General features: G+C 72.0%; 17 protein-coding genes. 15 read left to right on the top strand and 2 right to left on the bottom strand.

Annotated features, from left to right (window positions below; genetic code table 11):
* Positions 1–7 precede the first annotated feature (7 nt).
* Entirely contained in the window at positions 8–967 is a 960-nt protein-coding gene (locus tag AMETH_RS15870; protein WP_017987859.1) for a PDR/VanB family oxidoreductase, read from the bottom strand.
* 154 nt (positions 968–1,121) lie between these two features.
* On the opposite strand from AMETH_RS15870, the gene AMETH_RS15875 reads away from it, so the two are divergent.
* From AMETH_RS15875 to AMETH_RS15945, 15 genes are read left to right on the top strand one after another with little or no spacing between them, the layout of a single operon-like run.
* A complete protein-coding gene (locus AMETH_RS15875; RefSeq protein ID WP_017987860.1) occupies positions 1,122–2,624 on the top strand; it encodes an aldehyde dehydrogenase family protein in 1,503 nt (500 codons plus the stop codon).
* 23 nt (positions 2,625–2,647) lie between these two features.
* Positions 2,648–3,541, top strand: a complete 894-nt coding sequence (locus tag AMETH_RS15880; RefSeq protein ID WP_017987861.1) for an SDR family NAD(P)-dependent oxidoreductase — start codon at positions 2,648–2,650, stop codon at positions 3,539–3,541.
* A 5-nt stretch (positions 3,542–3,546) separates the two neighbouring features.
* The gene (locus AMETH_RS15885) at positions 3,547–4,779 is read left to right on the top strand and encodes a cytochrome P450 (RefSeq protein WP_017987862.1); all 1,233 of its coding nucleotides are present in this window, start codon (positions 3,547–3,549) and stop codon (positions 4,777–4,779) included.
* A gap of 23 nt (positions 4,780–4,802) precedes the next feature.
* Entirely contained in the window at positions 4,803–5,573 is a 771-nt protein-coding gene (locus AMETH_RS15890) for a crotonase/enoyl-CoA hydratase family protein (protein ID WP_017987863.1), read from the top strand.
* Positions 5,570–7,057, top strand: coding sequence for a hypothetical protein (locus AMETH_RS15895; RefSeq protein WP_038533098.1), 1,488 nt, complete (start codon positions 5,570–5,572; stop codon positions 7,055–7,057). The genes AMETH_RS15890 and AMETH_RS15895 overlap by 4 nt, the downstream gene beginning before the upstream one ends.
* A complete protein-coding gene (locus AMETH_RS15900; RefSeq protein ID WP_017987865.1) occupies positions 7,054–8,676 on the top strand; it encodes an AMP-binding protein in 1,623 nt (540 codons plus the stop codon). Before AMETH_RS15895 ends, AMETH_RS15900 begins: the two co-directional genes overlap by 4 nt.
* On the top strand, positions 8,676–8,984 hold the full coding sequence (locus AMETH_RS15905) for a hypothetical protein (protein WP_017987866.1): 309 nt from the start codon (positions 8,676–8,678) through the stop codon (positions 8,982–8,984). Before AMETH_RS15900 ends, AMETH_RS15905 begins: the two co-directional genes overlap by 1 nt.
* A 21-nt stretch (positions 8,985–9,005) precedes the next feature.
* Entirely contained in the window at positions 9,006–10,457 is a 1,452-nt protein-coding gene (locus AMETH_RS15910) for an aldehyde dehydrogenase (protein WP_017987867.1), read from the top strand.
* Entirely contained in the window at positions 10,454–11,281 is an 828-nt protein-coding gene (locus tag AMETH_RS15915) for a mycofactocin-coupled SDR family oxidoreductase (protein WP_017987868.1), read from the top strand. The genes AMETH_RS15910 and AMETH_RS15915 overlap by 4 nt, the downstream gene beginning before the upstream one ends.
* A gap of 21 nt (positions 11,282–11,302) precedes the next feature.
* Complete coding sequence (locus AMETH_RS15920) at positions 11,303–12,454, top strand: acyl-CoA dehydrogenase family protein (protein ID WP_017987869.1); 1,152 nt, start codon at positions 11,303–11,305, stop codon at positions 12,452–12,454.
* A complete protein-coding gene (locus AMETH_RS15925; protein ID WP_017987870.1) occupies positions 12,451–13,410 on the top strand; it encodes an acyl-CoA dehydrogenase family protein in 960 nt (319 codons plus the stop codon). Before AMETH_RS15920 ends, AMETH_RS15925 begins: the two co-directional genes overlap by 4 nt.
* A complete protein-coding gene (locus AMETH_RS15930) occupies positions 13,407–13,826 on the top strand; it encodes a Zn-ribbon domain-containing OB-fold protein (protein ID WP_017987871.1) in 420 nt (139 codons plus the stop codon). Before AMETH_RS15925 ends, AMETH_RS15930 begins: the two co-directional genes overlap by 4 nt.
* Positions 13,827–14,996 carry a thiolase C-terminal domain-containing protein gene (locus AMETH_RS15935; RefSeq protein ID WP_017987872.1) on the top strand — a complete coding sequence of 390 codons (1,170 nt, stop codon included), beginning with the start codon at positions 13,827–13,829 and terminating at the stop codon, positions 14,994–14,996.
* A gap of 2 nt (positions 14,997–14,998) precedes the next feature.
* The gene (locus AMETH_RS15940) at positions 14,999–17,215 is read left to right on the top strand and encodes a CaiB/BaiF CoA-transferase family protein (RefSeq protein ID WP_156131668.1); all 2,217 of its coding nucleotides are present in this window, start codon (positions 14,999–15,001) and stop codon (positions 17,213–17,215) included.
* Complete coding sequence (locus tag AMETH_RS15945; RefSeq protein WP_017987874.1) at positions 17,212–18,690, top strand: class I adenylate-forming enzyme family protein; 1,479 nt, start codon at positions 17,212–17,214, stop codon at positions 18,688–18,690. Before AMETH_RS15940 ends, AMETH_RS15945 begins: the two co-directional genes overlap by 4 nt.
* Before the next feature lie 10 nt (positions 18,691–18,700).
* Here AMETH_RS15945 and AMETH_RS15950 read toward each other — a convergent pair whose 3' ends face one another.
* On the bottom strand, positions 18,701–19,468 hold the full coding sequence (locus tag AMETH_RS15950) for an SDR family NAD(P)-dependent oxidoreductase (RefSeq protein WP_017987875.1): 768 nt from the start codon (positions 19,466–19,468) through the stop codon (positions 18,701–18,703).
* Positions 19,469–19,520: the final 52 nt, after the last annotated feature.

Genomic DNA, 19,520 nt, shown 5'->3' on the forward strand with positions numbered 1-19,520 from the left:
AGAGTCGTCAGAGATCGAGGACCAGGCGAGCACACTTCGCGCGCGACACGCAGATCATCATGGTCTCGTTCGCCTCCTGCTCCTCGGGTGTGAGCAAGGAGTCGCGGTGATCAGGTTCGCCGCCGAGCACGACGGTTTCGCACGTGCCGCAGGTGCCTTCCTGGCACGAGGACGGCACGTCCAGGCCGGCGTCCTCGAGGACTTCCAGGATGGACCTCTCCGGGGGCACGGTCAGCACCTGTCCGGACTGGGCCAGCTCGACTTCGAAGGAGTCCTTGCGCACCGGTTCGCCCATCTCCTTCGGCGCGAAGCGCTCGACGTGCAGCGTGCCCGACGGCCACCGCTCGCACGCCTGCTCCACCGCCTGCAGGAGTGGCTCCGGCCCGCAGCAGTAGACCGCCGTGTCCGGCCGCGGCTCGCCGAGGAACGCGGCGAGGTCGAGCAGTCCGGTCTCGTCCTGCGGGCGGATGCTCACCCGGTCGCCGAGCGCCGCCAGTTCGTCGCGGAACGCCATCGACCCGCGCGTCCGCCCGCCGTAGAGCAGGCGCCAGTTCGCGCCGGCGCGTTCGGCCTCACGGATCATCGGAACCAGTGGTGTGATGCCGATGCCGCCGCCGATGAACAGGTAGTTCGCGGCCGGCGCGAGCTCGAAGTGGTTGCGCGGCCCGCGAACCCCGATCTGCGTGCCCTCGGTGAGGTGCTCATGGGCGAACGCGGACCCGCCGCGGCTGTCCGGCTCGCGCAGGATCGCGACCTGCCACGTGCCGGTGTCGTCCGGGTCGCCGCACAGCGAGTACTGCCGGACGAGGCCCTCGCCGAACTGCAGGTCGATGTGCGACCCCGGGGTCCACGACGGCAGCGCCGCACCGCCGGGGTCGGTCAGGTGGAGGCGGACGACGCCTTCGGCAAGCGTCTCCTTGCGGCTCACCAGGAGCTTCAGGTCCACCTCGTCGTGTGTGCTCTGCACTGGATCCTCCGCCGATCGACAGTCCTGCGGGCACCTTAATCCTTGCAATCTTATACGTCTATAGCGGCCCGGTCGAATGCTTCTAATCCTTGATAAGATTGCATAGTTGTGTCAGGATCGGGCACCGAGTCGACGAGGACGAAGGGAAACGCCCGTGGATGTGCTCAACTTCGTGAGCAACTCGTGGACCCCGGCGCAGGCCGGCCGGACCACACCGTTCTTCGATCCGTCCACCGGGTTGCGGCTGGGCGAGCTGGCCGACAGCTCCACCGGGGATGTCGACGCCGCGGTCGCCGCGGCCGTCGAAGCCGGGCGGACCTGGCGCGAGACGCCGCTGGCCGAGCGGGTCGCACTGATGCACCGTGCCGCCGACATCGTCGACCGGCGCGCCGAGGAGTTCACCGGGCTGCTCGCCGCGGACACCGGGTGCGCGGTCCGGATGTCGGCCGCCCTGCAGGTCGCCGGCACCGCGATGCTGTTCCGGGAGTGGCCCAAGCTGGCGCCCTACCTCGAACGCCCCGCAGCCGCACCGATCGACGCGTCGGTGTTCCTCGGCCAGTGGGAGGTGCACCGCGAACCGCTCGGCGTGATCGCCGCGCTGACCCCGTTCAACGTGCCGATGTACGTGGTGGGGCAGAAGGCGATCCCGGCACTGCTGGCAGGCAACACGGTGGTCGTGAAGCCCTCGCCCCTGGCGCCGGTCGGGGCGCGGTTGTTCGCCGAGGTGATGGCCGAGGCTGGCCTGCCCGCCGGGGCGTTGAACATCGTCAACGGCGGGGTGACGCCGTCGCAGCACCTTGTCGCGCACCCGGACGTCGCCGGGATCTCGTTCACCGGCAGCACCGAGACCGGCAGCAAGGTCATGGCTACCGCGGCCGCCTCCCTCAAGCGCCTCCAGCTGGAACTGGGCGGCAAGTCGCCCGCGGTGATCCTGGAGGACGCCGACTTCGAGCTCGCCCTGCCCGGCGCGGTGTTCGGCTCCGTGCTGCACGCCGGCCAGATCTGCGTCGCGACCAGCAGGCTGATCGTGCCGCGCAGCCGCTACGACGAGGCCTGCGACCGCCTGGCCGAGCTGGTCGGCGCGCTGCGCGTCGGCCCGGCCACGGACCCGGACACCGACGTCGGCCCGGTCGTGTCGGCCGCCTCCGCCAAGCGAGTGCACGACATGATCGCCCGGGCGCAGGACCAGGGCGCGAAGATCGCCGGACGGGCGCGGACGCTGGGCGAGCTGCCCGAGGGCGGCTACTACGTGGTGCCCACGGTGTTGCGCGACGTCACCTCCGACATGGAGATCGCGCAGGAGGAGACCTTCGGCCCGGTGATCACCGTGCTGGCCGCGGAGTCGGTCGACCACGCCGTGGAGATCGCGAACTCCACCCGCTACGGGCTGGCGGCCTCGGTGTGGGGCTCCGACCTCGTCGCGGCGCGCGCGATCGGCGCCCGGATCGAGTCGGGCACCGTCTGGATCAACGAGTACGGCATGGCGAGCGTGTCGGACTCGCCGATGCAGGGCTGGAAGGCCAGTGGCATCGGCGCCCAGTACGGCACCGCCGCCCTGGACGACCTCACCCGCACCAAGAGTTTCTACACCGCACTGGACCCCGACCCGGCGCGGCGGCCCTACGGGCTGCTCGGCGCGCAGTGGACCCGCAACTGAGAACCCCAGGAAGGACAGCAACGATGCGTCTGGCGAACAAGGTGGCGATGATCACCGGTGCGGGCTCCGGCCTCGGCCGGGTCTCGGCTCAGCTCTTCGCGCAGGAGGGGGCGAAGGTCGTCGTCACCGACATCCAGGAGTCCCGGGCGAAGGAGACGGTCGCGCTGGTGACGGAGGCCGGCGGGGACGCGATCGCCGTCAAGGCCGATGTCACCGTCGAGTCCGAAGTGGAAGCCGCGGTCAACGCTACCGTCGAGCAGTACGGGAAGCTCGACGTGATGTTCGCGAACGCGGGCATCCCGGCGAAGGGCTTCGGGCTCACCCCGTTCGAGGACATCACCGAACAGGAGTGGGACGAGACCCACGACGTCGTGCTCAAGGGCGTGTTCTTTGCCGTCAAGCACGCCGTGCGCGCGATGAAGAACAACCCGGACGGCCCGGCGGGCAGCTCGATCATCTGCACCTCATCGGCGGCCTCGCTGGTCGGCTACCCCGGCTTCCCGCAGTACGGTGCGGCCAAGGGCGGCATCAACGCGCTGGTCCGCATCTGTGCGGCGTGGGAGATCGGCAAGTACGGGATCCGGATCAACGCGATCTGCCCGACGCACGGCATGTCGGCGAACTTCATCCTGCCGCCGGAGGCGCCGGTGCTGGGCAAGTCGCACGAGGAGATGGCGCCGGAGTGGATCCCGGAGCACTCGCCGATCCCGCTCAAGCTGCCGCGCCCGCCGCGGATCCTGGACAACGCCTATCCCGCGTTGTTCCTGGCCTCCGACGAGTCGATGTACATGTCGGGCGTGAGCATCCCGGTGACCGACGGCGGCACGCTCGCCCAGGTCGCGATCCCGTTCGGCGACAACTGGCGGGAAACGATGACCGAACGGGCGGCCAAGGGCATCATGGGCGAAGGGCAGTGACCACAATGGACAAGACTATCGGGCAGCTGCGCGAGCAGCACCGCCGCGACTACGACGTCTACGCGCAGACCACCATCGCCGAGCACCTGGCCGAACTGGCCGACCGCCGGGAGAAGTGCCCGGTGAGCTTCTCCGCCGACGGCGGCTTCTGGGTGCTCTCCAGCTACGACGACATGAGCAGCGTGCTGCGGCGCAACAACCGGGGCTTCATCAGCTTCCCCAACATGCCCGACGGTTCGCAGGCGTTCGGGCAGAAGCGGATGATCCCGCTGGAGATCGACGGCTCGCTGCACCGGCAGTACCGCCAGATCCTCGAGCCGTTCTTCTCCCCGGACGCGGTCGCCAAGCTGGAGCCGCGGATCCGGCGGGTGGCCAACGACCTGATCGACAACTTCATCGAGAGGGGCCGCTGCGACTTCGATCCCGAGTTCGCCTTCCCGTACCCGGGCACCACGTTCATGGCGCTGATGGGCTGGCCGCTCGAGGACGCGGCGAAGCTCACCAAGTGGGTCGACATCTTCCTGCACGGCATCCCCGGCGCGCCGCAGGAGGAGACCGACAAGGCCCGCGCCGAGGCGAGCGCAGGCGTGCACGGCTACGTCATGGAGCTGATCGAGAAACGCAGGACCAACCGGACCGACGACATCACCAGTCACCTTCTGGAAGCGGAGATCGACGGCGCGCCGATCCCGTTGGAGGACCTGTTCGACCTGTTCCTGGTCATGATGCTGGCCGGGCTGGACACGGTGCAGAGCGTGCTCGGCCAGAGCATGGCCTACCTCGGCCGCAACCCGGACAAGTGGGCGGAGATGTTCTCCTCTCCGGAGAAGCTGGAGCCGGCGGTGGAGGAGCTGCTGCGGTGGTCCTCACCCGCTGTGCCGACCCGCAATGTCGCCGCCGAGTCGGCGAAGGTGGGCGACCTGGAGCTGCCGAAGGGGGAGCGGGTGCACTGCCCGCTCGGCGCGGCCAACCGCGACCCGAAGTACTTCGAGGACCCGGACGAGGTCAAGTTCGACCGGCCGCCCAAGCCGCACCTCACGTTCGGGCTCGGCGCGCACCGCTGCATCGGCGTCCACCTCGCCAGGCTCGAGCTGAAGATCGCCTTCACCGAGCTGCACCGGCGGATCCCCGAGTTCCGTCTGGCCGACGGCGTGGAGATCACGGAGCACCTCGGGCTGACCTGGGGCGTGGAGAACGTCGAGCTGGTCTTCGAGCCGGGCCGCCGGGAAAACGCCTGATCTCTTCGAAAGGTACGCACATCATGGGAGTCCTGTACGAGGCCGATCCGCGCACGCACGTCGCGCTGATCACCATCGACCGCCCGGAGGCCCGCAACGCCGTCAACGGCGAGGTGGCCACGGGAATCGAGGAGGCACTCGACCGGATCGAGGCGGACGACGACATCTGGGTGTCGATCCTCACCGGCACGCCACCGGTGTTCTCGGCGGGCGCCGACCTGAAGGTGGTAGGCGCAGGCAAGGACCGGGAGATGCGGACCCGCAAGGGCGGCTTCGCCGGCCTGATCCGCCGGGAGCGGACCAAGCCGTTGATCGCCGCTGTCGACGGGCCCGCGCTGGCGGGCGGCACCGAGATCATCCTGGCGTGCGATCTGGTCGTGGCCTCCACGGCGGCCACCTTCGGGCTGCCCGAGGTGCGCCGGGCGCTGGTCGCCGGCGGTGGCGGGCTGTTCCGGCTGGGCCGGAAGATCCCGATCACCATCGCGATGGAATGGGCGCTCACCGGCGAGGCCTACTCCGCGACCAGGGCGTACGAACTGGGCCTGGTCAACGAGCTGTGCGAACCGGGCGAAGCGGTGGCGGTGGCGCGCAAGCTCGCCGAGCGGATCACCGTCAACGCGCCACTGGCCGTGCAGTACTCCCGTCAGGTCGTGCTCACCGCCACCTCGCTGCCGGACAGCGAGGCCTGGCAGATCTCGAACGAGGCGACCCGGAAGGTCGGCAAGACCAACGACGTCAAGGAAGGCGTCCGGGCCTTCATCGAGAAGCGCCCGCCGAAGTGGACGGCCTCATGAGCGCCCGGGACGTGGTGATCATCGGCGTCGGCCAGCTCCGCAACAACCGGGAGCGCGACCTGGCCCAGGCCGCCGAACCGCTCGACCTGATCGAGCGGGCCGCCCGTGCGAGTGCGGACGACGCGGGGATCGGCGCGGACCACCTCGCCCGGGTGGACGCGGTCGCGGCGGTGCAGATCGTGTCGTGGTCCTACGCCGACGACGCGAAGGCGGTCGCGGACCGGCTCGGTGCCACCGGGGCGCGGTGTGTCACCTCCGGTTCCGGCGGGCACCAGCCGGTCGAGATGCTCACGCGCCTCGCCGAGCAGGTGGCCGCCGGGGACGCCGACCTCGCTCTGCTGTGCGGTGGGGAGGCGCAGTCCTCGCTGGAGCTGTTCCAGCGGGCGGAGGCCGACATCCCGTGGTCGCGCGAGCCGGGCGGTCCGGGAAAGTTCAGCCGGGAGGTCGGCGGCACCGAGCGGATGTGGGACCTGGGGCTGGTCGGGCCGATCCGGATCTACCCGCTGTTCGAGAACCGGCTGCGGTACGAGCTGGGCCAGTCCTTCGCGCAGGCGCAGCAGTGGTCGGCCCGGATGTACTCGGAGTTCAGCGCGGTCGCGGCACGCAACGACGCGGCGTGGCACCCCACGCCGCGCACGCCGGACGAGATCGCGACGGTGGGCCCGAAGAACCGGATGATCTGCTTCCCGTACCCGCTGCTGATGAACGCCACCGCGAAGGTCGACCAGGCCGCGGCGATCCTTGTCGCCAGCGCCGAGGAGGCGGACCGGCTGGGCGTGCCGGAATCCAAGCGCATCCACCTGTGGTCGGCCGCCGCGGACCGCGACTGCGAGGACGTGCTGGAACGGCCGGCCTTCGGGGCCTCGGCCGGCATGGCGAAGGCCCTCGACCAGGCGCTGGACGGCGCCGAGCTCGCCGCGGGCGACGTGGACGTGCTGGACCTGTACAGCTGCTTCCCGGTGGTGCCCAAGCTCGCCGCGCTGCACCTTAAGGTCACGGACCGGGCGTTGTCGGCGACGGGCGGGCTGACGTCCTTCGGCGGGGCGCACAACAACTACTCCTCGCACGCGCTGGTCGCGGTGACCCGCGAGCTGCGCCGGACCGGTGGCACCGGCCTGGTGTACGCCAACGGCGAGTACGTCACCCGGCACTCCGTCGTCGTGCTGTCCGGCCGGGCCCGGCCCGAGGGTTTCGTGTCCGCGGCGGCCACCGGGGAGCCCGAGACGGTCACGGTGCTCGACGACTACACCGGCGAGGCCGTGGTGGAGACCTTCACCGTCGAGTACGACCGGGAGGCCAATCCCGCGCGCGGGTACGTCGTGGCCAGCCTGTCCGGCGGCCGCCGGACCGGGGTGCGCGTGTCCAAGAAGGACACCTACACGCTGGGCGAGCTGGTCCGCGAAGACACCGAACCCATCGGGCGAAGGGGCCGGATCACCGAATCGGGCGGCCGCCGCACCTTCGCCCTGGAGGGATCCGCATGACCGCCACCGTGGAAGCGCAGACCGGCACGTTCGGCTACCTCGCGCTGTGGGACGCCATCGCCGGGGTGGTGGGCGAGCGCGACTGCCTCGTGCAGAACGGGCGACGGCAGAGCTGGGCGCAAACCCGGGAGCGCACGCTCGCCCTGGGCTGGTGGCTCACCGCGCGCACCGAAGGCCGTCGCGCGGGTGAGCACCAGCCGTGGGAGTCGCCCAACGATCTCGTCGGCGTCTACGTGCGCAACCGGCCGGAGTTCCTGGAGACCGTTCTGGGCTGCTACCGCGCCCGGTGCGCCCCGTTCAACGTCAACTACCGGTACCGCGCCGCCGAGCTGGCCTACCTGCTGCGCGACGCCGCCCCGGCGGTGCTGGTGTACCAGCAGGAGTTCGCGCCCGTGCTGCGTGAGGCCCTGGCCGGTCGGCCCGCGGCGCCGGTGCTGGTGTGCGTGGCCGACGACTCGGGCGAGCAGCCGGTCGCCGGGTCGGTGGACTACGAGCAGGTGATCGCCACCGCGGTGGCGCCCCCGGTGGAGCGGGTTCCCTCGGGCGACGACGTGCATGTGCTCTACACGGGCGGTACCACCGGCATGCCCAAGGGCGTGATCTGGCGCCAGCGCGACGCGATACCCGGCCCGTGTGGGATCGCCGCCGGCTCGATCGCGCAGGCGGTCGAGGGCGCGCCCCGCCGGGAGTGGCTGCGGGCCCTGCCCGCGCCGCCGCTGATGCACGGCACCGCGCTGTGGTACGCGTTCAACGCCTGGTCCAGTGGCGGCACGGTGGTGCTGGGGGACAACCCGGTGCACTTCGACGCCGCCGAGATGGTGGGCACGCTGCGGCGGGAGCGGATTTCGTCGCTGGCGATCGTCGGGGACGTCTTCGCGCGGCCGTTGCTCGACGCGCTGGCCGCCACGCCGGACCCGCCGGAGCACCTGCGGTTCGTGTTCTCCAGCGGCGCGGTGCTCTCGCAGCGGTCGTGGGCCGGGTTCCGCGAGCACTTCCCGCGAGCGACGATCATCAACGCGCTCGGCTCGTCCGAGACCGGCCCGCAGGCCAACCAGACTGGCGGGGACGCGACCTTCACGGCCGGCCCGAACACGTTCGTGCTCGACGAGAAGACCGGCGTCCTGCGCGACCGGACCCGGCCCGGGCAGGGCCTGCTGGCCAACGGAGGGTTCCTGCCGCGGGGCTACCTCGGCGATCCGGAGCGCACCCGCATGACGTTCCGCACCATCGGCGGCCGCTACCTGGCGGTGTCCGGCGACCGCGCGGAGATCGACGCGGACGGCGCGGTGACGTTCCTCGGCCGGGACGCCACCGTCATCAACACCGGCGGCGAGAAGGTCTACGCCGAGGAGGTCGAGTCCGTCCTGCTGACCCACCCCGGCGTCGCCGACACCCTCGTGCTGGGCCGCCCCAGCGAACGCTGGGGAAGCGAGGTGGTCGCGCTGCTGGTCGCCGACGGCACAGTGTCCGACTCCGACCTCGCCGCCGCCGTGAAGGCGCAGCTGGCCGGCTACAAGGCACCCAAGACGTTCCTGCGCGTGGAGAAGATCCGGCGGTACGACAACGGAAAGCCCGACTACGCCTGGGCTCGCGCGCAACTCGAGCGAGGAGACGAATGATGTTGGTCAGGGTTGGCGACCGGCTGGCGAGCGCGGTGTGTGGCACGCAGGTCATCGTGGTGCGCCCGCCCCGCAAGGCGGTCACGATCACCTGCGGCGGCGAGCCGATGCGCCCGCTCGCCGAGGCGCCCGCCGAACCGCAGGGCACCCCGGTGGACACCGAACGCGGCACCCTGCTGGGCAAGCGCTACATCCACCCCGAGTACGGGCTGGAACTGCTGTGCACCAAGCCCGGCGCCGGAACGCTGCGGGCCGACGGCGTGATCCTCGAGATCAAGGAAGCCAAGTCGCTCCCGTCCTCGGACTGAAGCGCGGAGGGAGGGAGAGACATGAGCACCGTCATCGAGCACCTGCTGGTCGACGGCCGTCCGGTCCCGGCGACCGGCGCGGAACGGGTCACGCTGGTCAACCCGGCCACCGAGGAGGTCCTCGGGTCGGTCCCGGCCGCCTCGGCGTCCGATGTGGACACCGCGGTGCGGTCGGCGTCGGCGGCGCTGGCTTCGGCGCAGTGGCGCAAGCTCGGCCCGGCCGACCGGGCCGCGCTGCTGCGGCGGCTCGCGGAGATCATCGAATCGCGGGCCGGTGAACTTGCCGCGCTGATCTCGCGGCAGAACGGCATGCCGGTCAAGATGGCCCGCTGGGGCAACGCGTTCGGCGCCGCCGCGGCCTACCGCTACTACGCCGACCTCGTCGAGGGGATCGCCGAGGAGGAGGACCGGCCCGGACAGCCCGCGCACGCCGTCGTTCGCCGCGAACCGGTCGGCGTGGTCGGCATCATCGCGCCGTGGAACGGCCCGCAGATCCTGGTCGCCTGGAAGCTCGCCCCGGCACTGGCCGCGGGCTGCACCGCGGTGCTCAAACCGGCCCCGGAAACCAGCCTCGACGCGCACTGGCTCGCCGAGGCGGTGCTGGAGGCCGGGTTCCCGCCGGGCGTGCTCAACGTGGTCACCGGCGGCCGCGACACCGGGATGGCGCTGGTGGAGCACCCGCTGGTCGCGAAGGTCGCTTTCACCGGGTCCACCGCGGCCGGGCGGGAGATCGCCGCGGCCTGCGGGGCGGCACTCAAGCCGGTGACGCTGGAGCTGGGCGGCAAGAGCGCGGCGATCCTGCTCGACGACGCCGACCTCGACGCGTTCAGCGGCCAGGCGGCGCGGCTGTGCGCCCCCAACTCCGGGCAGGTCTGCTACTCCTGCACCCGGGTGCTGGCGCCCGAGGACCGCTACGACTCGGTGGTCGACGCCGTGGTCGCCGGGATGCGTGCCGCGCGGCTGGGTGACCCGGCCGACCGCGGCACCGACTTCGGCCCGCTGGTGAGCGCACGGCAGCTGGACCGGGTCGCCGGATACGTGGAGACCGGCCGTCGCGAAGGCGCCGAGGTGGTGCTGGGCGGGTCACGGCCGTCGGGGTTCCCGCGCGGGTTCTTCTACGCGCCGACGGTGTTCCGCGGGGTGCACAACCGGATGACGATCGCCCGCGAGGAGATCTTCGGCCCGGTGGTCGTCGTGATCCCCTACCGCGACGAGGACGAGGCCGTCGAGATCGCCAACGACTCCGAGTACGGCCTCGGCGGCTCGGTGTTCACCGCCGACCCCGGGCGCGGCATGAACGTGGCCCGGCGCGTGGAGACCGGCACCATCGGCATCAACGGCTACGACCTCAGCATGGCGGCGCCGTTCGGCGGGTACAAGGCCAGCGGGCTGGGCCGGGAGCTCGGCCCCGAGGGCCTCACCCCGTATTACGCGGTCAAGTCCATCTACAACGCACCCCGGGTGGGCTCATGACCGACCTCACCGGCAAAGTCGCCTTCATCACCGGCGCCGCGCGCGGGCAGGGCCGGTCACACGCCCTCGCGCTGGCGCGCGCCGGCGCGGCGGTCGTCGCCACCGACTGCTGCGCGCAGATCCCGACCGTGCCCTACCCGATGTCCACTCCGGACGACCTCGCCGAAACCGTCGCGGGTGTGGAGGAAGGCGGCGGGCGCGGGATCGGCGTGGTCGCCGACGTGCGGTCCCGCGACCAGCTGGACGACGCGGTGCGCCAGGGCGTGGACGCCTTCGGTCGCATCGACGTCGTGATCGCCAACGCGGGCGTCGCGCAGGGCTTCCCCGAAGAAGAGACCCACTCGCCCGGGGAGATCTGGGACGACTACCTCGCGGTGAACCTGACCGGCGCCTGGAACACCATCCAGGCCACCGCTCCGGTGCTCGTCGAGGGCGGCCGCGGCGGCAGCGTCATCCTCATCAACTCCACCTCGGGCCTGAAGGGCATGTCCCGGGGCGACGCCCGCAGCGACGCCTACACCGCGGCCAAGCACGGCCAGCTGGGCCTGATGAAGGCCTACGCGCTCGAACTCGGCCCGCACGGGATCCGCGTCAACTGCGTCCACCCCACCGCGGTGGCGACGCCGATGATCGAGAACCCGGCGATGAAGGCCTGGGTCGAGCACAACCTGCCACGCGTGCCGAGCCGCTTCGGCGACGCGATGCACGCCGGGCGTCTGCAACCCGAAGAGATCAGCGCGGCCGTCCTGTGGCTCGCGTCCGACGCCGCGAAGCACGTCACCGGTGTGAGCCTGCCGGTTGACGCGGGCTTCGCCGTCGTGTGAATTCCCGATACGGAGGATCGTGTGGATTTCCAAGATTCCGAGCGCGGCGCGGCTTTGCGCCGCGAGCTGCGCGACCTGGTGCGCTCGGCGATGCCGCGCGAGTACCTCGGCGCCTTCACCACTGACCCGCGCGATCTGGAGCTGGCGCAGAACTTCTGCAAGCTGCTCGCGGACAAGGGCCAGCTGACGCCGGCCTGGCCGGTCGAGTACGGCGGCGCCGCGTCCAGCCCGTGGGAACAGGCGATCATGCGCGAGGAGATGTGGGCGCACTTCGAACCCCGCGGCGCGCAGTACATGGGCGTCAACTGGGTGGGCCCGGCGATCATGCGCTTCGGCACCGAGGCCCAGCGCGCCGAGCACCTCGAGCGCATCGCCCGCGGGCAGGTCATCTGGTGCCAGGGCTTCTCCGAGCCGGAGGCCGGTTCGGACCTGGCGTCACTGCGCACCGCGGCCGTGGCCGACGGCGACGGCTGGCGGGTGCGCGGCCAGAAGATCTGGACCTCCTACGCGACGATGGCCGACTGGTGCTTCCTGCTCGCCCGCACCAGCCGGGGCGACAAGAAGCACCACGGCATCACGGTGTTCCTGGTGCCGATGGACCGCCCGGGGATCCGGGTCGTGCCGATCAAGGCGATGGTCGGCCCGCACCACCTCAACGAGGTCTACTTCGACGACGTCGCGGTGACGCGCGAGGACGTGCTCGGCGAGGTCGACCAGGGCTGGTCGATCGTGCGGGAGGCGCTGGCGTTCGAGCGCGTCGGGATCGCGCGGTACGCGCGGTGCGACCGGCTGCTCAACCTCGCGCCGGTGATGCTCGCCGACCGGTGGGACGCGCTGCCCGCCGAGCTGAAGCAGCGGTGGGCCAAGGCGCTCGTGCACACCCGGCAGGCGCGGCTGCTGGCCTACCGGGTGATCGAGAAGCAGGAGACCGGGACGGTCGACCCGGCGGACGCGGCCGCCTACCGCATCGTCGCGACCCAGGTGGACCAGGAAGTGGCAGAGGTGCTGATGGACATGATCGAGGAACGAGCCGTGGGCGCGGGCGACGCGGCCCGGCTGTTCGAGCGCGCGGTGGACGACCACTGGCGCTACGCCCAGGCCGCGACCGTGGCCTCGGGCAGCATCGAGGTGCAGCGGATGCTGCTCTCGCGCACGCTGCTGGGGGCGAAGTGAAGACCGAACTGAGTGCCGAGGCGCTCGAACTGGAGCAGGTGGTCGAGGCCGCCCTGCGCAAGGCGGGCGGGTTCGAGCTGGTGCGGCAGGCCGAGGCGGGCGAGCAGTCCGGCACGGTGCGGACCCTGCTCGCCGAGATCGGGGTGTGGGAGCTGCGGCCCCGGGAGTCCGCGGTGGACGGTGAAGCGGCGGCGGCCGTCTGCCGCGCCGCCGGGCGCTTCGCGTTGCCGTACCCGGTCGCGCAGCGGCTCGCCGGGGACCCGGAGTCCGGAGTGGACGCGGTGGCCGTGGTGCCGCTGCCGTCGCCGCGGATCAACCTGGCCGACGTCGACCCCGCGCTGAGCTGGTTCGCCCTGGACGGCCGGGGCCGCCGGGCGCCGGTGGTGTCCACCGGGGCGCGGGTGGGCTCGAAGCTGGGTGCCCTGGCGTGCCCGGTGGAGCTGGGGGAGTGGTCCGACGACGGCGGGCGCACCCCGCTCGCGCTGACGCTGCCCTGCTGGGTCCTGCTCGGCATGGTCGACGAAGCGCTGCGGATGACCCGGCGCCACCTGCTTGACCGGCAGCAGTTCGGCCGCCCGCTGGCCACGTTCCAGGCCCTGCAGTTCCAGCTGGCCGACACCGCGGCGCAGCTGCAGGGCTTCGAGGAGCTGGCGAAGTACACGCTGTGGTCGGTGCTGTCCGGGCAGCCGGGCGCCGCCACCGACGCGATGGCGCTGCGGATGTCCGCGCTGGAGACGGCCGAGACGGTGTTCCGCACCGGGCACCAGATGTTCGGCGCGATGGGCTTCTGCGACGAGACGGACCTGTCCTGGCTGTCGCGCCACAGCCAGCCGATCCGCCGCCTGCCGTGGGGCCGTTCGCAGACCCAGGCGCGCCTGCTGGAGACCGTCGAGTCGGTGCCGCTGGCGAGCCTGTTCACCGACACCGGCGAAGACCTGCTGGTGACCGGCACATGACCGGGGAACGCAACGCGGCGGTCGAGTTCGGCCGCCGGGTCGACGCGCCGTACTGGTCGGGCCTGGCCGAGGGCGAGCTGCGGATCCAGCGCTGCACGTCCTGCCGGCGCTGGGCCTGGCCCGCGGACTGGCGCTGCCCCGGCTGCGGGTCCTACGACCTCGGCTGGGAGGCCGTGGAGCCGGTGGGCACCGTGTTCAGCCGGATCCGCACGCACTACCCGTTCGTCCCGGCCTACGCCGACCTCGTGCCCTACGACAACGTGCTGGTGGAGTTGCCGCAGGCGGGCGGTGCCCGGCTCATCGGGCTGCTCACCGGCGGCGGTGCGCGGATCGGCGACCGGGTGCGCGGCACGTTCGTGGCCGCCTCGGAGCGCACCGCCGGACTGCCGGTGCTGACCTGGACGAAGGAGTCCTGAATGGGCAAGCGACCCACGGGCGTGGCCGTCGTGGGGATCGGGATCACGCCGTACCACAAGCGCGGCGCGTCCCCGGACGCCGAACGCAAGCTGCTGCTCAAGGCCATCGACGCGGCCGCGGCCGACGCCGGGATCCCCGCGAGCGAGATCGACGGCTTCTGCTCCTACGGCGCCGACGTGCAGGAGGGCACCCGGCTCGCCGGGCCGCTGGGCACCCGCGAGCTGCGCTGGAGCAGCCTCGTGTGGGGCGGTGGCGGCGGGGGCAGCGCCGGGGCGATCGCGATGGCCGAGGCGGCGATCCTGTCCGGGCACGCCGAAACGGTCGTCGTCTACCGCGCCACCGCGGAGTCCTCCAGCGGGCGGCTGCTGCGCGCGGTCAGCCAGGGTGTGTTCGGGCCGCACTACGCCGCGCACGGTGTGGATTCGCCCGCGCAAGCGCTCGGGTTGCGCACGCAGCGGCTCATCGAGCACGACGGCATCCCGCCGTCGGCGCTGCGCGCGATCGCCCAGGCCTGCTACCACCACGCGGGCAAGAACCCGGACGCGGTCGGGCACGGGGTGGACCTCACCGACGAGAAGTACGAGTCGTCGCGCTGGATCGTGGAACCGTTGCGGCTGTTCGACTCCTCCCGCGAGAACGACGCGGCGGCGGCGATCATCCTGACCTCCGCCGAGCGCGCTCGCGACCTCACCGACAAGCCGGTGTACCTGCTGGCGTCGGCCATCGGCGCGGACGGGCCGAAGTGGGGCGAGCTGGACGAGAACCACGAGCCGTACACGTCCTCGTCGCAGGTCTCGGCGGGCCGCCGGGTGTGGGAACGCTCCGGGGTCACTCCGTCCGACGTGGACGCGGTCCAGTTGTACGTCAACTTCACCGGTCCCGCCGTCTCGGCCCTGATCGACCTCGGGTTCTGCACCGCGGAGAACGCGGGGGAGTTCCTCACGTTCGAGAACCTGATCGCGCCGGACGGCAAACTGCCGATCTGCACGGGCGGCGGCGACCTCGCCGAAGGCTTCCTGCACGGCATGGGCAACGCCGTCGAGGCGGTCCGGCTGCTGCGGGGCGAGTCGAGCAACCCCGTGCCGGGCGCGCGCCTGTGCCTGGTGTCCGGCGGCCCCATCTCCGAGCTGAGCAGCGCCGCGCTGTTCGCCACGACGGACGGGAGGTGATCATGTCCGAGGCGGTTCTCGCCGGCCTGCGGGTCGTCGACCTCGCCGAGGGGATTCCCGGTCCCTTCGCCACGCGCCTGCTGGCCGAGGCCGGTGCGGACGTGGTGAAGGTCGAGCGCCCCGGTGGTGACCCGGCGCGGCAGCTGTGGCCGGCCGGGTTCGCTACCTGGAACCGCAGCAAGCGCGGGGTGGTGCTGGACCTCGCCGCGCAGCGGGGGCAGCTGGACGACCTGCTGGCTCGCGCCGACGTGCTGGTCCACTCGCTGCCGATCGGACGGGCGCGGGAGCTCGGCCTCGACGAGGCGAGCCTGGCCGCCCGCCACCCGCACCTGGTGCTCGGCTCGGTCCCGGCCTATCCGGCGGGGCACCCGCGGGAGAACTGGGACGCGCCGGACTCGCTCGTCCAGGCCGCCGAGGGGTTCATGGACGAGCAGCAGGGCAATCGCGAGGGCCCCATCTTCGTGCGGATGCCGTTCCCGAGCTGGTGCGCGGCCTACCTGCTCGCCGCCGGCGTGCTGGCGCGGCTCGTGCAGCGCGAGCGGACCGGGGTGGTCCGGGCCATGCACACCAGCGTCTTCCAGGGCGCGCTCGCCCCGGCCGCGTTGTACTGGCAGCGGTCCGAGCGCCTGCCCGCCGGGCTGAACGGGCACACGCTGCCCAAGATCTGGCCGGACGCGGCGCTGAGCATCTTCGAGTGCGCGGACGGCGAATGGATCCAGCTGGCCGGGGCCATGGGCGGCTGGCTGGAGTCCCCGCCGGTGATCGAGACGCTCGCGGTGCTGGACAAGGTCGACTTGTGCGAGACCGGCGTGACCCCGGCCAACAGGGACGAGTGGCAGCAGGTCTTCCGGCAGCACGACTCGGCGCACTGGATCCGCGAGTTCGGTGAGGCGGACGTGCCGTGCATGCGGATCCGCGACCTCGGCGACTGCTTCACCGACGAACAGGCGCGGGTCAACGGCTACGTCGTCGAGGTCGACGATCCGGTCATCGGGCGTTGCCTGCAGGTCGGACCGCCGATCCACACCACCCCGGACAGCGTGGTGCGCGGCCCGCTCGAGGAGAGCGCGTTCGAGGAGGTTCTCGCCGCGTTCGGCGAGCCCCGGCCCGCTCCGCGGGGAGAGTCTTCCGGCGCGCTGCCGCTGGCGGGCATCCGCGCCCTGGACTTCGGCGGCGTGGTCGCCGGCCCGTACGGCGCGCAGTGCCTGGCCGAGCTCGGCGCCGACGTGATCAAGGTCGAGCCGCTCTCCGGTGACCGCGGCCGCGGGCTGACGCAGTTCGCCGGGTCGAACCGGGGCAAGCGCTCGATCGCGCTGGACCTCAAGGACGACTCGGCGCGGGAACCGCTGCGCCGCCTGGTCGAGCGCGCCGACATCGTCCTGCACAACATGCGGCTGCGCGCCGCCAAGCGGCTGGGCATCGACGCCGACGGGCTGCGCGCGGTCAACCCTCGGGTGGTGTTCAGTCACGTCAGCGCCAACGGGCAGCACGGCCCGCTCGCGGCCTACCCGGGCTACGACCCGACGGCGCAGGCGCTGACCGGCTGGGAGCGCGCCAACGCCGGCGCGGGCCGGCCGCCGATGTGGCTGCGCAACTCGATCCTGGACGTGCAGGCCGGGCTCGCGGCGTGTGTCGGGGCGCTGCTGCAGCTGTTCCGGCGGGAGCGGACCGGGCTGGCGGGGGAGGCGGCGACCTCCCTGCTGGCGGTCGGCATGACCATGGCCGGCGAGGTGGCCCTGCCGGTGTCCGGCGAGCGGCTGCGGGTGGACCGCGTTGACGCGGACCAGACGGGCGTGTCACCCGCGCACCGGATCCTCCAGGTCCGCGACGGTTGGGTCGCGATCGCCGCACGCACCGACCAGGAGCTGGCGCGGCTCTACCGCCTCACCGGCACGGCGTCCCCGGCCGAAACCTTCCGCGGACTCGGCACCGACGAGTTGCTGGCCCGGCTCGCGGAAGCCGGCGTACCGGCGACCCGCGTCGCGTTCGACCGGATGAACGCCTTCTTCGACGATCCGCACCACCGCGCGCTGGGCTTCAGTCGCACGCTGGACACCAGCGGCTACGGGCGCCTCGACGTTGTCGGGGGCTTCTGGAGCGCCGGGCGCACCGGCGAGTCGGTGCCCGCCCTCGGCGAGCACACAGCCGAAGTGCTGCGCGAACTCGATTCCCATTCAGGAGTGACACCGATGATGACCCGTGAGGCGGTGGCCCGATGAACATCGCGATGCTGCTGGACATGGTGGCCGACGCGGCCGGCGACCGGCGTGCCGTCGGGAAGGCCACCTACGCCGAGTTGCGGGACCAGGCCCGCGCCGTGGCCGCCCACGTGACCGGGCGGGACGCCCGCCGGCTGGTGCTTGCCGGACTCAACACCGACGCCATCCCGGCCATGGTGTTCGGCGCCGCGCAGGCGCGGGTCCCGTTCACCGCGGTGAACTACCGCCTGGCCGACGACCGGCTGCGCGACGTCCTGGGCCGCGCCGCGCCGGCCGTCGTGGTCGCCGACGAACAGACGCGGCCGCGCGTCGAGGGCGTCGCCGGGCTGGATTTCGCGACCGAGGCGGAGCTGCTGGCCCCGACGGCGGCCGAGCCCGGCGACGGTGGCTCGGACGTGGCGATCGCGTTGTTCACCAGCGGCACCACCGGGACGCCGAAGCTGGTGCTGCTGCGCCATCACAACCTGGTCTCCTACATCCTGTCCACAGTGGACTTCCTGTCGGCGGGCGAGGACGAGGCGGCGCTGGTGAGCGTGCCGCAGTACCACATCGCCGGCATGGCGGCGGTGCTGTCCAACGTGTACCTCGGGCGGCGGCTGGTGTACCTGCCGCAGTTCGACGCGCGCAGGTGGGTCGAACTGGCCGAGGCCGAGCGCATCACCCACGCGATGATCGTGCCGACGATGCTCGGCCGGATCCTCGACGTACTGGCCGAGACCGGGACCACGCTGCCGCACCTGCGGCACCTGTCCTACGGCGGCGGGCGGATGCCGACCCCCGTGGTGGAGCGCGCCATGCGGCTGTTGCCCGAGGTCGGGTTCGTCAACGCGTACGGGTTGACCGAGACGAGCTCCACGATCGCGTTGCTCGGCCCGGACGACCACCGGGCCGCGGCGGCGAGCGCGGATGCGGCCGTCCGCGCGCGGCTGGGTTCGGTGGGCCGCGCGGTGCCGGGTGTGGAGATCGAGATCCGGGACGCCGACGGCGCGGTGCTGCCCGCCGGCGAGGTCGGCGAGGTCTTCGTCCGCGGTGAGCAGGTGGCGGGGGAGTACGAGAGCGCCGACGCGCGGGACGAGCAGGGCTGGTTCCGCACCAACGACAACGGTCGCCTGGACGCCGACGGCTACCTGTTCATCGAGGGCCGGGCCGACGACGTGATCGTGCGGGGCGGGGAGAACATGTCGCCGGGCGAGATCGAGGACGTCCTGTTCCGGCACCCTGCCGTGGCCGAGGTCGCGGTGGTCGGCGTGCCGGATGTCGAATGGGGTGAGACGGTCGCGGCCGCGGTGGTCTTCCACAAGGGGTGCAAGGCGGAGCCCGACGAGTTGCGGGCCTGGGTGAAGGAGCGTCTGCGTTCCTCGCGCGCACCGTCCATTGTGGTCGAAAAGGACGCGCTGCCCTATAGCGAGACCGGCAAGTTGTTGCGCCGCGTGCTGCGGGCCGAGCTCGCCGCGGTCCCCGCGGACCGCGGCTGAGCCGGTGATCTCAGTGCGCGGTCCAGCCGCCGTCGACGACGAGGGTCTGCCCGGTGACGTAGCCGCTGGCATCGCTGGCGAGGTACAGCAGGGCGCCGTCGAAGTCGGCGGCGGTGCCGTGCCGGGGGATCAGCGTGTTGTCCAGGATCCAGTTCTGGACCTTCTCGTGGTGGATGACCTGGCTGGTCATCTCGCTTTCGAAGAACCCGGGCGCGATCGCGTTGACCCGGATGCCGTGGCGCGCCCACTGTGCCGCCCACTCGCGGGTGATGGCCTCGAGCCCGCCCTTGGAGGCGGCGTAGGTGGCCTGCGGGAAGCGGGCGATGCCGGCCCTGGCGACGATCGAGGTGACGTTGATGATGGAACCGCGGCCGCGTTCCTTCATCGCCGGGAACACCGCCTGCGCCAGGCGGATCGGCGAGACGAGGTTGACGTTGAGGGTGGTGTCGATGTCCTCCGGCGTCTCGTCCTCGGCGCGCACGCCGCCTGCGATGTAGGCGGCGTTGTTGACGAGCACGTCGATGGCGCCGACCGCCTCGGTGGCCCGCGCGACGACGTCCGGCACGATCGACGGCTGGGCGAGGTCGGCCTGGACCGGGACGCAGCCGGGGTTCTTTTCGGCGATCTCCGCCAGCAGCGCGGCCCGTCGGCCGACGATCGCGACCTTCGCGCCCGCCTCGCTCAGGGTCTCGGCGAACCGGCGCCCCAGCCCCGCGGTCGCCCCGGTGAGGAGCACCGACTTTCCTTGCAGCGAAAAGAGATCCTGCGCGATCGGCATGACGTTGGGCTCCTGTCCTCGACGATGGGCGGGGATTCTTATACTGTTAAAG

The organism is Amycolatopsis methanolica 239 (assembly GCF_000739085.1).
Taxonomy (GTDB): Bacteria; Actinomycetota; Actinomycetes; order Mycobacteriales; family Pseudonocardiaceae; genus Amycolatopsis_E; species Amycolatopsis_E methanolica.

Bases quoted from the DNA above. Each gene is read 5' to 3' on its own strand.
- AMETH_RS15950 (WP_017987875.1), bottom strand. From the start codon at position 19,468: ATGCCGATCGCGCAGGATCTCTTTTCGCTGCAAGGAAAGTCGGTGCTC.
- AMETH_RS15935 (WP_017987872.1), top strand. From the start codon at position 13,827: ATGGGCAAGCGACCCACGGGCGTGGCCGTCGTGGGGATCGGGATCACG.
- AMETH_RS15890 (WP_017987863.1), top strand. From the start codon at position 4,803: ATGGGAGTCCTGTACGAGGCCGATCCGCGCACGCACGTCGCGCTGATC.
- AMETH_RS15910 (WP_017987867.1), top strand. From the start codon at position 9,006: ATGAGCACCGTCATCGAGCACCTGCTGGTCGACGGCCGTCCGGTCCCG.
- AMETH_RS15915 (WP_017987868.1), top strand. From the start codon at position 10,454: ATGACCGACCTCACCGGCAAAGTCGCCTTCATCACCGGCGCCGCGCGC.
- AMETH_RS15895 (WP_038533098.1), top strand. From the start codon at position 5,570: ATGAGCGCCCGGGACGTGGTGATCATCGGCGTCGGCCAGCTCCGCAAC.
- AMETH_RS15905 (WP_017987866.1), top strand. From the start codon at position 8,676: ATGTTGGTCAGGGTTGGCGACCGGCTGGCGAGCGCGGTGTGTGGCACG.
- AMETH_RS15940 (WP_156131668.1), top strand. From the start codon at position 14,999: ATGTCCGAGGCGGTTCTCGCCGGCCTGCGGGTCGTCGACCTCGCCGAG.
- AMETH_RS15900 (WP_017987865.1), top strand. From the start codon at position 7,054: ATGACCGCCACCGTGGAAGCGCAGACCGGCACGTTCGGCTACCTCGCG.
- AMETH_RS15945 (WP_017987874.1), top strand. From the start codon at position 17,212: ATGAACATCGCGATGCTGCTGGACATGGTGGCCGACGCGGCCGGCGAC.
- AMETH_RS15885 (WP_017987862.1), top strand. From the start codon at position 3,547: ATGGACAAGACTATCGGGCAGCTGCGCGAGCAGCACCGCCGCGACTAC.
- AMETH_RS15880 (WP_017987861.1), top strand. From the start codon at position 2,648: ATGCGTCTGGCGAACAAGGTGGCGATGATCACCGGTGCGGGCTCCGGC.
- AMETH_RS15930 (WP_017987871.1), top strand. From the start codon at position 13,407: ATGACCGGGGAACGCAACGCGGCGGTCGAGTTCGGCCGCCGGGTCGAC.